8 protein-coding genes are annotated in these 13,896 nt (G+C 64.4%); 5 read left to right on the forward strand and 3 right to left on the reverse strand.

Features of this window, described 5'->3' with window-relative positions:
• Positions 1 to 2 precede the first annotated feature (2 nt).
• The 5 genes from AC04SI_RS19585 (at position 3) to AC04SI_RS19605 (ending at position 8,547) form a co-directional block, all read left to right on the forward strand.
• Complete coding sequence (locus AC04SI_RS19585) at positions 3 to 278, forward strand: sarcosine oxidase subunit delta (protein WP_404279544.1); 276 nt, start codon at positions 3 to 5, stop codon at positions 276 to 278.
• Positions 278 to 3,262, forward strand: a complete 2,985-nt coding sequence (locus tag AC04SI_RS19590; RefSeq protein ID WP_404279541.1) for a sarcosine oxidase subunit alpha — start codon at positions 278 to 280, stop codon at positions 3,260 to 3,262. Before AC04SI_RS19585 ends, AC04SI_RS19590 begins: the two co-directional genes overlap by 1 nt.
• Positions 3,255 to 3,875 (forward strand): sarcosine oxidase subunit gamma, encoded by a 621-nt coding sequence (locus tag AC04SI_RS19595; RefSeq protein WP_404279539.1) that lies wholly within the window; start codon positions 3,255 to 3,257, stop codon positions 3,873 to 3,875. The genes AC04SI_RS19590 and AC04SI_RS19595 overlap by 8 nt, the downstream gene beginning before the upstream one ends.
• 343 nt (positions 3,876 to 4,218) lie before the next feature.
• Positions 4,219 to 6,588 carry a trimethylamine N-oxide demethylase gene (locus tag AC04SI_RS19600; RefSeq protein ID WP_404279537.1) on the forward strand — a complete coding sequence of 790 codons (2,370 nt, stop codon included), beginning with the start codon at positions 4,219 to 4,221 and terminating at the stop codon, positions 6,586 to 6,588.
• Positions 6,589 to 6,837: 249 nt separating this feature from the next.
• Entirely contained in the window at positions 6,838 to 8,547 is a 1,710-nt protein-coding gene (locus AC04SI_RS19605; RefSeq protein ID WP_404279535.1) for a trimethylamine N-oxide permease, read from the forward strand.
• 91 nt (positions 8,548 to 8,638) lie between these two features.
• On the opposite strand, the gene AC04SI_RS19610 is transcribed toward AC04SI_RS19605, so the two are convergent.
• From AC04SI_RS19610 to AC04SI_RS19620, 3 genes are all read right to left on the reverse strand, one after another.
• Entirely contained in the window at positions 8,639 to 11,788 is a 3,150-nt protein-coding gene (locus AC04SI_RS19610) for an efflux RND transporter permease subunit (RefSeq protein WP_404279533.1), read from the reverse strand.
• A gap of 256 nt (positions 11,789 to 12,044) precedes the next feature.
• Positions 12,045 to 13,181 (reverse strand): efflux RND transporter periplasmic adaptor subunit, encoded by a 1,137-nt coding sequence (locus AC04SI_RS19615; RefSeq protein WP_404279531.1) that lies wholly within the window; start codon positions 13,179 to 13,181, stop codon positions 12,045 to 12,047.
• A 75-nt stretch (positions 13,182 to 13,256) separates the two neighbouring features.
• Positions 13,257 to 13,865, reverse strand: coding sequence for a TetR/AcrR family transcriptional regulator (locus AC04SI_RS19620; RefSeq protein WP_404279529.1), 609 nt, complete (start codon positions 13,863 to 13,865; stop codon positions 13,257 to 13,259).
• Positions 13,866 to 13,896: the final 31 nt, after the last annotated feature.

Below are 13,896 nucleotides of genomic sequence, written 5' to 3' on the forward strand. Positions count from 1 at the left end.
GCATGCGTATTGTCTGTCCCTTCTGCGGCGAACGCGAACTCGGCGAGTTCAGCTATCTGGGTGATGCCAGGCCGGCGCGGCCGGCGGCAGATGCCGGCGAAGACGCCGTCTTCGACTACGTCTATCTGCGCGACAATGTTGCCGGCGCAATGAGCGAGCACTGGTATCATGGTGGCGGCTGCCGGGCCTGGCTGAAGGTCACCCGAAATACGCTGACGCATGAGATTTCGGCGGTCGAGCCGGCGGCCGGCGCCGGCGCCGCCAAGGTTGGTGCGTGATGGTCGGCGGCCCACAGACACATCGGCTGAGCGGCGGTGGACTGATCGACCGCTCGGCGCCGCTGAGCTTCCGTTTCGACGGCAAGACCTTCGTCGGCTACCAGGGCGATACGCTGGCTTCGGCGCTTGTCGCCAACGGCGTCAAGCTGGTCGGCCGCTCGTTCAAATATCATCGCCCGCGCGGCATCCTGACCGCGGGCTCGGAAGAACCCAACGCGCTGGTCGAGTTGCGCACAGGCGCCAGACGCGAGCCGAACACCAAGGCGACGACGGCCGAGCTCTATGACGGGCTTGAAGCCGCCAGCCAGAACCGCTGGCCGTCGCTGCGCCACGATTTCATGGCGGTCAACCAGCTGTTCGCGCCGATCTTCGTCGCCGGCTTCTACTACAAGACCTTCATGTGGCCGGCGAAATTCTGGGAGGCGATCTACGAGCCGGCGATCCGCCGCGCCGCCGGCCTTGGCCGCGCCGCCGGCATTGCCGACCCCGATCATTACGACAAGGCCTGGGCGCATTGCGATGTGCTGATCGCCGGCTCCGGCCCGGCCGGGCTGGCGGCGGCATTGGCCGCCGGCCGTTCAGGCGCTCGCGTCATCCTGTGCGAAGAGGATTTTGCTCTCGGCGGCCGGCTGCTTGCCGACGGCGGCACCATCGATGGCCTGCCGGCGGCCGACTGGATTTCGCGGACGCTGGCTGAACTCGCAGCCCTCCCCGATGTCCGCATCATGACCCGCACGACGCTGTTCGGCGTCTACGACGGTGGCACCTACGGCGCGATCGAGCGGGTCAACGATCATGTGCTCTCCCCGCCGGAGCATCAGGTGCGGCAGCGGCTGTGGCGCATCGTGGCCAAGCGCTGCGTGGTCGCCGCCGGAGCCATCGAGCGGCCGATCGTCTTTGCCGGCAACGACACGCCGGGCGTGATGATGGCGTCGGCCATGCGGACCTATGTCACGCGCTATGCGGCGACGCCGGCAAAGCGCTTGGCGCTGTTCACCAACAACGAGCATGGCTGGCGCACGGTCGAAACAGTGCTCGACGCCGGATTGCAGATCGCGGCCGTGATCGATGCCCGGGCGGAGGTCTCGCCCGCCCATCGTTCGCTTGCTTCCAGGAACGGCTTCACCGTGTTGCACGGTTCGGTCAGCAGCGTCGACGGTGGCAAGGATGGCGTCCGCAAAATCGCCGTGTCGCTGACCGGCGGCGCGCGCGCCGAAGTCGAAGCCGACGGGCTTGCGGTTTCCGGCGGCTGGAACCCGGCGGTCGGACTCACCTCTTACCATCGCGGCCGGCCGAAATGGCGCGAAGACATCGCCGCCTTTGTGCCGGATGGCGCGCCTCCGGGCATGGTGGCGGCGGGTGCGGCCAACGGCGACTTTGGCCTTGGCGCCTGCCTTCGCGAAGGTTTTGCAGCCGGCGCTTCGGCCGCACGCGATGCCGGGCGTACTGGCAATTCGGGTACGGCGCCGAGCGCTGACGACGAGGCCTTTTCGCTGACCCCGCTCTGGCATGTCGCCGGCAAGGGCAAAGCCTTCGTCGATTACCAGCATGACGTCACCGCTTCCGATGTCGAGCTGGCGCAGCGCGAGGGCTTTGAATCGGTCGAGCATCTGAAGCGCTACACGACGCTCGGCATGGCGACCGACCAGGGCAAGACTTCGAACGTTGCCGGTCTCGCCATCATGGCCGCGGTGTCAGGCAAATCCATTCCCGAGACCGGCACGACGATCTATCGGCCTCCTTACGTGCCGGTCGCCATCGGCGCCTTCGCCGGTCACCACCGTGACGAGACTTTTCATGCGACGCGGCTGACGCCGTCGCATCACTGGGCGGCCGAACTGGGCGCCATCTTCGTCGACACAGGGTTGTGGAAGCGGGCGCAATGGTATCCGCGCGCCGGCGAGAAGGACTGGCTGGAATCGGTGACCCGCGAGGTCAAGGCGGTGCGCGGCGGCGTGGGCTTCTGCGATGTCTCGACGCTCGGCAAGATCGATGTGCACGGACCGGACGCCGGCGCCTTCCTCGACCGCGTCTACATCAACACCTTCTCCAACCTTGCCGTCGGCAAGGCGCGCTACGGGCTGATGCTGCGCGAGGATGGCCTGGTCTATGACGACGGCACGACGTCGCGGTTGGCCGAGGACCGTTATTTCCTGACCACCACCACCGCCAAGGCCGGGCTGGTGATGCAGCATCTCGAATTCTGCCGCCAGGTGCTGTTCCCCGAGCTCGACGTGCAGCTGACCTCGGTCTCCGACCAGTGGGCGCAATTCTCCGTCGCCGGACCGAAGACCCGTGATCTGCTCAAGGAAATCGTCGATCCGGCCGAGGACCTGTCGAACGAAGGCTTCCCGTTCATGGGCGCACGCGAAGTGGCGCTGCGTGGCGGCATCAAAGCCAGGCTGTTCCGTATCTCCTTCTCCGGAGAGATGGCGTTTGAGATTTCGGTGCCGGCGCGTTACGGCGAGGCGCTGGTGCGCAATCTGATGCAGGCCGGAAAGCAATTCGGCGTGACCCCGTACGGCACCGAGGCGCTCGGTGTCATGCGCGTCGAAAAGGGCCATGTCGCGGGACCGGAACTGAACGGCACGACGACCGCCGCCGATCTCGGGCTCGGCAAGATGATGTCGACCAAGAAGGACTTTATTGGCCGCGTCATGGCCGGCCGCGAGGCGCTGATCGCGCCGGACCGGCAGGTCGTGGTCGGCATCAAGCCGACGGACAAGGCGCGCCGCCTGCGCTCCGGCGCGCATATCATTCCGAAGGGCCAGAAGCCTGGCCCGGACAACGACCAGGGCTATGTCACCTCGGTCTGCTTCTCGCCGATGCTCGACCAGTGGATCGGGCTCGGCCTGGTCGAACGCGGCCGCGAGCGCATCGGCGAAATCGTCCATGCGCATGATCCGCTGCGCGGCGAAGATTACGATGTCGAGCTCTGCAATCCCGTCTTCTACGATCCGGATGGAGGGCGCCAGCGTGGCTGAGTTTTCCTGGGAAGTCCGCAGCCCGCTCGAACGGGCGCTCGTCGCAGGGCCGTATGGCGTGCGCGGCGATGCCGGCGTGTCGCTGACCGAGATCCGCAAATTCGACCTCGTCCAGGTAATGGCGCGGCGCGGCAAGGCGGCTGACATGGCAGGGGCTGCGAGGGCCCGCTTTGGTGTCTCTGCCCCGGACAGGCCCAAGGCCGTCAGCGCGGCGGATGCAATGCTGATCTGGTCGGGACCCGACCAGATCCTCGCGCTGTCGAAAGGCGGCAAGCATGCGATGGACGCACTGGGGCAGGCATTCGTGGCCTCGACTTCGCTATCGGACCAGTCGCATGCGCGCGTGCTGATCAGTGTGTCGGGCGCCAAGGCGCGCGCCATGCTCGCCAAGCTGACGTCGATCGATCTTCACCCGGCGACATTCCCGATTGGCGCCGCAGCCGCGACCTCGATGGATCACACCAGCGTCACGCTCTGGCGCGGCGATGACCGTGACGGACAGGCAGTGTTCAACCTTCTGGTGTTCGCGACCTTCGCCGAGAGTCTGTGGCACACGATGCTGGATTCTGCTGCGGAGTATGGCGTCAACATCGGCCATTCCGATGAACTTTAGTTCGATAATTGCAGATCTCCGCGCCGCCCCTCATTGCCCTGCCGGGCATTTCTCCCCGTAAACGGGGAGAAAGACGCTGGCCGCGACGCCGCGCCATCTCTACGACGTTAGAGATTGGCGAAAGCCATGGCGACGTCGTCCTTCGCCCCGTTTACGGGGAGAAGATGGCGGCGGCCAGATGAGGGGCAGCGCCGACGATCGCGAAGCTGATTGGTGAAATTCAACCTGGCCGACCGCGTCCAAAAGGCCACCTCCACCTTGCCAAATCCAACCGCACTGCTATTCTTGCTGCTAAAATAATTTCACACACAGGCAAACTTGTTTCTCGAACCGCAAGGCTGAGATGAGCCAGTCGCCCTACCCTGCCGTGACCGCCGGACCGCCACGGCCGAGCCTGATCCTCAGGCCCGGCCAGATCGCGCTGCCGCCCGGCATGGAGCGCTATACGATCCATGGCAATGGCGCGGTGTTCATCGAGGTCGAGGCCGGCGACACGATCAGCGTGCGCAATGTCGAGGGCGGACAAGCCTGCGAGCTGCTGGCCTGGGACAGAACCGGCGCGACCGATCCCGCTATTCTCGGTGAAAAATCCAACAGCAATGCCGCCGGCATCAAGGCGTTGCTGGTCGACGGCGACGACAGTCTTTCGGCTGTGCGTCGCGGACTCGAGCGCCGTCAGGTGCAGCTCGACCAGGCGAAGGCGGTGCGTGTGTTCGGCGGCGCCACGCCGGCCGGCACCGAGCAGAGTTTTGCCGTCTCCCGCGATGGCGCGATGCTGATTGCCGCGCCCGGCGGGCCGATGCTGGTCGACGGCCATGACACCGCGACGCCGCTGACCGTGATTGTTCGCCGCGCTACGATCCGCCCGGCAGCGAAATCGCAACTGGCCGATCCGCTCGCCGATCCCGTGCTCGACCTGCGCGTCCATTCAGCGACGGCGGAATCCTATTTCGTCAAGGCCGGCGACTATCTGCAGATCATCGACGTCGACGGCCGCCAATGCACCGACTTCCAGTGCTTCTCGGCGCGCAAGCTCGACAAGGGCCGCGATCATCCGCTCGACGTGACGACGACCCGCACGCTAATGGGATCGAGCTATCCGATGCCCGGCCTGCATTCGAAATATTACGACCAGGACATGGACCCGCTGGTCGAGGTGGTGCAGGACACATGCGGCCGGCACGATGCCTTCGCGCTCGCATGTGCCGCCAAATATTACGACGACATCGGCTATCCCGGTCACACCAACTGCTCGGAGAATTTCAATCGCGCACTGTCGGACAAGGGCGTCACCCCACGCGCCGGCTGGATGGCGATCAACTTCTTCTTCAACACGGCGATCAACGCGCATGGCATGATGGTGTCCGACGAGCCATGGTCTCGCCCCGGCGACTATGTGCTGCTCAGAGCCCTGACCGACATCGTCTGCGTGTCCTCCGCCTGCCCCGACGACACGACGCCGGCCAATGGCTGGAACCTCACCGACATCCATGTGCGGACCTATTCCGGCCAGCACAAATTCTCGCGAGCGATCGCCAGACGGATGACGCCCGATTCGGAACCGAAAATGACCCGCGAGACATCCTTTCATTCGAGCTTTGCCAAACACACGCGCGACTTCGTCGAGTACAGGGGCTACTGGCTGGCCAATTCCTTCGCCAAGGAGGGGCCCATCGCCGAATACTGGGCCTGCCGGCAGGATGCCGTCATCATGGACCTGTCGCCGCTGCGCAAGTTCGAGGTCACCGGCCCGGATTCCGAGGCGCTGCTGCAATACACGTTGACCCGCGACGTGAAGAAACTCGGCGTCGGCCAGGTGGTCTATTCGGCGATGTGCTACGAGCATGGCGGCATGATCGACGACGGCACGCTGCTTCGGCTCGGCAAGGATAATTTCCGCTGGGTCGGCGGCGACGATCTCTCCGGCGAATGGCTGCGCGAGACGGCCGAAAAGCTTGGCCTCAATGTGCTGGTGCGCTCGTCGACCGACCAGATGCACAATGTCGCCGTGCAAGGGCCGAAGAGCCGCGACATTCTCCGCGAGGTCATCTGGACCTCGCCGCTGCAGCCGTCGATCGAAGAGCTCGAATGGTTCCGCTTCGCCGTCGCGCGCATCGGCGGCGGCAATGGCATTCCAGTTGTCGTCTCGCGCACCGGCTACACCGGCGAGCTCGGCTACGAGGTCTGGTGCCATCCGCGCGACGCCGAAAAAGTCTTCGACGCGATCTGGGAGGCCGGCCAGCCACATGGGCTGAAGCCGATGGGGCTGCAGGCACTCGACATGGTGCGTATCGAAGCCGGGCTGATCTTCGCCGGCTACGAGTTCTCCGACCAGACCGACCCGTTCGAGGCCGGCATCGGCTTCACCGTGCCGCTGAAGACCAAGACCGACGACTTCATCGGCCGCGAGGCGCTGATCCGCCGCAAGGAACACCCGCAGACGAAACTGGTCGGCCTCGACATCGACGCCAACGTTCCGGTCGGCCATGGCGATTGCGTCCATGTCGGCCGCGCCCAGATCGGCGTCGTCACTTCGGGCATGCGTTCGCCGGTGCTGAACAAGACCATCGCGCTGGCGCGGCTCGACGTCACGCATTCGGCTGTCGGCACCGAGGTCGAGATCGGCAAGCTCGACGGCCATGCCAAGCGGCTGCCGGCGCGAGTCGTGGCCTTTGCTCATTACGACCCGCAGAAGACCAAACCGCGCTCCTGACGGCTGCATCAGGCCCGGAAAATCAGCCCGCCATACGGGATCGCACCGGCGTCGAGGTGGGTGCATGCTCACAGTGATGTGCACATGTCCACAAAACGCTTGACGTGAAAGCGCGCCGGATCAATCTTCACTGTTAAGAAAAAAATACGACTGAGTGGAAACACTGACAGTCGTCGATATCATGTCGGGGGAAGCTTCGCGAAGCCGAGGCGTCGCCGGCGGGGACAACAAAAAGGGGAACACAGACACATGAGCACGGTAACCACTGCCCTGGTGCAGCCTGCCGAAGGGCAGCTGCACCGGAACATCGACTGGCGCGGCGCCTTCTGGGTGGCCAGCGGCGTTCCAGCCCTCGTCCTGTTTTCGATCGGCGGCATTGCCGGCACGACCGGAACGCTGGCCTTCGCGATCTGGACCGTGTCCATGATCATGGGCTTCCTGCAGTCCTTCACCTATGCGGAAATCGCCGGCCTGTTCCCGAACAAGTCCGGTGGCGCCTCGATCTACGGCGCCACCGCCTGGCTGCGCTATTCGAAGTTCATCGCGCCGCTGTCGGTGTGGTGCAACTGGTTCGCCTGGTCGCCGGTGCTGTCGCTCGGCTGCTCGATCGCTGCCGCCTACATCCTCAATGCGCTGGCGCCATTGCCGGTGTTCAGCGAGACCTCGCCGGAAGTCGTCGCCTATATCGCGGCGCATGTTGGAACAGCTCCCGCCGACGCCATCGCGGCGGTGACCGCTGCCGCAACACCGGCGATCCGCACCTGGTCGCTGTGGAGCCACACGCTGGGCCCGGTCTCCTTCACCTTCAATTCAACCTTCTTCATCGGCGCGGTGCTGATGCTGATCATCTTCTCGATCCAGCATCGCGGCATTCTCGGCACGGCCAATGTGCAGAAATATATCGGGCTGCTGGTCATCATCCCGATGCTGATCGTCGGCGTTGTGCCGATCTTCACCGGCCAGATCAACTGGGCGAATTTCTCGCCGCTGGTGCCTTTGGCCGCCGCCTACGCCCCCGAGCCCGGCGCGTGGAACATTGCCGGCTGGACGCTGGTGCTTGGCGGCATGTTCATCGCGGCATGGTCGACCTACGGCTTCGAGACCGCCGTCTGCTACACGTCGGAGTTCAAGAACCCCGGCACCGACACCTTCAAGGCGATCTTCTATTCCGGCCTGCTCTGCATGCTTTTGTTCATCCTGGTGCCCTTCACCTTCCAGGGCGTGCTTGGCTTGAACGGCATGCTGGCGACCCCGATCGTCGACGGCTCCGGCGTTGCCGATGCGCTGGCCGGCATGGTCGGCGGCGGACAGCTGATCCACAGCCTGCTCGTCATGCTGATGATCCTGGCGCTGGTGCTCTGCATCATGACGGCGATGGCCGGCTCCTCGCGCACGCTCTACCAGGGCTCGGTCGATGGCTGGCTGCCGCGCTATCTCAGCCACGTCAACGAACATGGCGCGCCGACGCGGGCGATGTGGACCGACCTCATCTTCAACCTGATCGTGCTGGCGATCGCCTCGGCCGACGCGACGAGCTTCTTCTTCATCCTCGCCGTGTCGAACTGTGGCTACATCATCTTCAACTTCCTCAACCTCAATGCCGGCTGGATCCACCGCATCGACAACGGCCATATCGCACGGCCGTGGAAGGCACCGAGCTGGCTGCTCGGCGTTGGCGCGATCTTCGCCTATGTCAATGCGATCTTCATGGGCGCCGGCGCCAAGGTCTGGAACCCGATGGCGCTGTGGGCCGGACTGATCACGGCGGCGCTGATCATCCCGGTGTTCTGCTTCCGCCACTACATCCAGGACGGCGGCAAGTTCCCGGACCACATGCTGGCCGATCTCGGCATGTCGTCAGCCGATCTCAAGGTCAAAAAGGCGGGGATGCTGCCCTATTTGACGCTGGTCGCCGGCGTTGCGGTGATGCTGCTGGCCAACTGGCTGTTCGTCATCTGACCTCAGCCTCCGACCGGGCGCTGGTCGCAGCGCCCGACTGACCCAAAAGAGATTGCCGGCCGGTCGAGACATCGACCGGCCGGCATTTTTTTCATTCCGCCGCCAGCGCCAGCGCCAACTGCGGCTGTTCGGTGTTTTCCGGCACGGCGTCGGCCGGTTGCTCCTCGGCTCCACGCTTCTTGGGCTCGCGGCCGAAGAACAGAGCGTAGGCTGCCGGCAGCACGAGGATGGTGAGCACAGTCGCGACGAGGATGCCGCCCATCATGGCGTAGGCGAGCGGCCCCCAGAACACGGCGCGCGAGATCGGGATCAGCGCCAGCACCGCCGTCATCGCCGTCAGCACGATCGGCCTGAAGCGGCGCACGGCCGAGCCGATGATGGCCTCCGAGCGTTCCATGCCTCTGGCTATGTCCTGGTCGATCTGGTCGACCAGGATGATCGAGTTGCGCATGATGATGCCGAGCAGGGCGATGACGCCAAGAATGGCGACGAAGCCGAACGGCGCGCCGCTGATCAAAAGCGCCGCCGCCGCACCGATGATGCCCAGTGGGCCGGTGGCCAGCACCAGCATCGCCTTTCCGAAATGCTGCAGCTGGATCATCAAGAGCACGACGATGACGGCCAGCATGATCGGCGCCTTGGCGGCGATCGAAGCCTGGCTCTCGGCCGAATCCTCGGCGCCGCCCTGGATCTCGATCTTGTAGCCGGGCGCGAGGCCATCGCGCAGGCCCTTGATGTCGTTGTACATCTTGGTGACGACATCGTTGGACTGCACGCCGTCCGGCAGCGTGCCGCGCACCGAGATGGTCGGCAAGCGGTCGCGGCGCCATTCGACGCCCTGCTCGAGTACCGGAACGACCTTGGCCACCTGCGACAGCGGCACGAAGCCACCGAAGTCGGTCGGGATATAGACCGAGTCGACTGAGGACAGCAGCTTGCGGCCCGCCTCCGGCTCACGGGCGACGATGGAGACGGTCTCCTCGCCGTCGCGGAAGTCGTCGAGCGGCGCGCCGGACATGGTCGCCTGCAGCATCTGGCGGATGCGCTGCGAGCTGACGCCGAGTGCACGGGCGCGGTCCTGGTCGATGACCAGCTTCATTGCCGGCACCGGCTCCAGCCAGTCGTCGTGGACGGCGCCGAGCAGCGGATTGGCCTGGAATTTCGCCTTCACCTCATCGGCAATGCGACGCACCTCCTGGCGATCCGGACCCATGACGCGCATCTGCACCGGCCAGCCGGTCGGCGGGCCGAGGAACAGGCGGTCGACCTTGGAACGGATCGAAGGGAAATCCTGCGCCAATATGGTACGCAGCTTGACGATCAGCCTCTCGCGGGCCGGCTCGTCCTTGGCCATCACCAGAAGCTGGGCGAAGTTCGGATTGCGCAGTTGCTGGTCGAGCGGCAGGAAGAAGCGCGGCGCGCCCTCGCCGATATAGGTGGCGATGAAGCGCTTGTCCTGGTCGTCCATCATCCTGGATTCCAGCGCCTTGGCCTGCGTCTCGACCTCCTTGATGCTGGTGCCTTCCGGCAGCCAGAGATCGACGAGGATTTCCGGACGCGAGGACTGCGGGAAGAAATTCTGCGGGATGAACTGGAACGCCCACAGGCTGCCGGCAAAGGTCATCAGCGTCATTGCCAGCACGATGATGCGGTGGCGCACGGCCCAGCCGACGGTGGCGCGCAGCCGCCGGTAGAAGCTGGTGTCGAAGGCATCGTGATGATTGCCGGCATGCTTGCGCTGCTTGAGGATCATGTGGCCGAGCCACGGCGTGAAGTAGACCGCGACGAACCAGGACACGACCAGCGCGATGCCGACGACGTAGAACAGGGTGCGCACATATTCGCCGGCCGTCGAGGCGGCGAAGCCGACCGGGATGAAACCGGCGGTGGTGATCAGCGTGCCGGTCAGCATCGGGAAGGCGGTCGAGGAGTAGGCAAAGCTCGCCGCCTCGATCTTGACCAGCCCTTCCTCGAGCTTTCGTTCCATCATCTCGACGACGATCATGGCGTCGTCGACGAGCAGTCCGAGCGCGATGATCAGCGCGCCGAGCGAAATGCGCTGCAGGTCGATGCCGATCTCGTACATGATGGCGAAGGTGGCGGCGAGCACCAGCGGAATGGCGATCGCGATCACCAGACCGGAGCGCCAGCCGATCGACAGGAACGAAACGACGAGCACGATCAGCAGCGCCTCGCCAAGCGCCTCCATGAACTCGTTGACGGCGTCCTTGACGACCTCAGGCTGGTCGGAAATCTGGTCGACCGCAACGCCATAAGGCAGCCCTTCCTCGAAGCGCTGATAGGTCGCCTCGACGTCCTTGCCGACGTCCTTGACGTTGAAGCCCTTGGCCATGACGACGCCGACCTGGACGCTCTCGTGGCCGTTGAAGCGATATTTGCGCTGGTAGGGGTCCTCGAGACCGGAGGTCACGGTGGCGATGTCGCCCAGCCGCGTCACCTGGTTGCCGGCGCGCAGGCGAAGCTCGCGGATGTCGGCAGCCTTGGTCACGTCGCCCTCGACCGAGATGCGCACCGAACGCAGACCGGTGTCGACCGAACCCGCCGGATCGACATTGTTCTGGCCCTTGATGGCGTTCTGCAGGTCGGTGAGCGTCAGGCCGCGCTCGGCGAGCGCCTTGGACGAGACGTCGATATAGAGTTTTTCCGGCTGGTCGCCGATGATGACTGCCTTCTCGACGCCGGGCGTCGTCAAGAGCATGTCGCGCGCCTGGATGGCGAATTTCTTCAGCTCGGGATAGCTGTAACCGTCGCCGCTGATCGAATGCAGCGTGATGAAGGTGTCGCCGAACTCGTCGTTGAAATAGGGACCGAGCAAGCCTTGCGGCAGATCGCCGGCGATATCGCCGACCTTCTTGCGCACCTGGTAGAAGGCATCCTTCACCTGGTCGGCGTTGGTGTCGCCCTTGATCTGGACGGTGATGATGGCACTGCCGGCACGGGTGTAGGAGCGCACGAAATCGAGGTGCGGCGTTTCCTGCAGCTTGCGCTCAATCTTGTTGACGACCTGATCTTCCATCTCCTTGATCGAGGAGCCTGGCCAGACCGCCTGGACGACCATGACGCGGAAGGTGAAATCCGGATCTTCCTTCTGGCCCATGCGCATCAGGCCGAGCGCGCCGGCGATGATGATCAGGCCAAACAGGAAGCGCGCAATGCTCGGGTGTCCGATCGCCCAGCGCGAAAGGTTGAACGGCTTTTTTTCATTCGTGTCGGTGGTCATCGGCGTCAGTCCAATCCAATTGATTGTCGGCGCATGCGCGCGGCATGCTCACGGAATTTCCGATGCTGGCTTCCGGGCGACGAGGCTTTCCGAGCGGAGAGACACTCGTCGCGGTGGGACGCGAGGACGGATGTGGGGGTTACATCGACCTGACGTCTCGACAATCGGGCACTCGTCGCCCGGAAACCGTGACCCACTAAACCCTGAGGCTTTCCGCCTAAGGTGATGACAAGTGGGTTTTCATTTTGCCTGGGCTTCAGCGCAGGCTGCTGGTGGTCTCGCCATCATTCTGCGCCGATGCGGCCTGCTGCGCTGCATCGCCGGAGAGCTTGACCTTCAGGTTCTCGGTCATGAACTGGGTGCCAGCGGCAACCACGACGTCACCCTGCTTCAGACCGTCGGCGACATTGACGCCGTCGGCGGTGAAGTCGCCGACCTTGACCGGGCGTGGATGAACCGTCTCGCTGCTGCGGTCGACGGTCCAGACGATCTTCTGGCCGTCCTTCTCGGCGAGCGCGCTGAGCGGGACCGACACCATCTGCTGCCGGCTCGCCACCGAGGCTTCGATATTGGCGGTCATGCCAAGCAGCACGCGCGGGTCGTTGGGCAGCGAGACGCGAACGGCAAAGGTACGCGACTGCGGATCGGCGCTGCCGGCAACCTCCCGGACCTTGCCGGCAAGCGTCAGCGCATCGTCCGACCAGAAGCTCGCCTTGACGTCCTTGCCCGGCTTGAATTCAGCGATATCCATTTCCGGAACGGCGATCAGCACTTCCTTCTCGCCGTCGACGGCGACCGTCATGACAGGCGTGCCGGCGCCGACCACCTGGCCGACATCGGCAGTGACGGCCGTGACGATGCCGTCCTGGCTTGCCTTGAGATCGGTGTAACCGACCTGGTTGCGGGCCTGGGCAAGGGTCGAGCGAGCCGCATCGCGCGTCGCCACCGCCTGGTTGTAGGTCAGCGTCGCCTGCTCAAGCTGCGACTTGGACGCGAAGTTCTTGGCGTAGAGCTGCTCGGCGCGCTTCTTGGTCAGATCGACTGTCTCGACCTGCCGCTCGGCGGCATCAAGGCTCGCCGCCGCACTCTTGACCGACAAGTCGTAATCGGAGGGGTCGATGCGGGCCAGCACGTCGCCAGAAGTCACATGCTGGCCGATGTCGACGAGGCGCTCGGTAACCTTGCCGGCGACCCGGAAGCCGAGGTTCATCTCGGTGCGGGCGCGCACCGAGCCGGAATAGTCGAGCTCGCGGGTGGTCCGCGCCTGACCGATCTCGACCACCTTGACCGGCCGGATGATATCCTTGACTTCGGCCTTCTCCTGGCTGCAGCCGGCAAGCCCGAGCACCGCGACGACGAGCACGGCCGGACCGACTGCCGGAAGCCTGCTCATGATGGAATTGGACAAAGACACCTTAGTACTCCCAAACTGGAGATGAACTGTCTTCCGGCGCCCGGCGGGCGGCGGTTATTTCTTCAAGGCCTTGATCGCGTAATCGATGAGGTCGTCGGGCATCGCCCGGTTGGTCTTGGCAAGACATTGCGCCACCATCTGCGGATGGCACAGAATGACGGTGGCGGCGCCGAAGCAGCGCGACGCGATCACCGGATCCTGCTCGGCAAACTCGCCGGCTTTGATGCCGTCGCGGATCACCTCGGCGAACAGATCGTGGATGCTGTCGATATGCTTGTCGATGACGCCCCAGTCGCGTTCGAGGGCGACGATGACCATCTCATGCACCTTCTGGTCGTCGAGCATGACCTCCATTGTCATCTTGTATTGTGCATGCACGTAGCGACGCAGCCGCTCCTCGGCGCTGATCGGCAGGCGGGAAATCTCGTAGGCCATCTGGTAGCTGGCGCCGAGCATCCGGCCGCAGACAGCCTGGTGGATTTCGACCTTGGAGGCGAAGAAGCGGTAGATGTTGGCCGGCGACATGCCGAGCTCGCGCGCAATGTCGGCGACATTGGTCTTGCCGTAGCCATAGTGGCGGAACAGGCGTTCGGCGCAGTCGAGAATGCGGGTGACATTCTCCTGGCGGGTCGGGTCGGCCACGATATTTGCGATCTCGGGCATGGCTCTCTGTCAAATTACGAGTGACGAATTT

It is taken from the genome of Mesorhizobium sp. CNPSo 4689 (assembly GCF_057784325.1).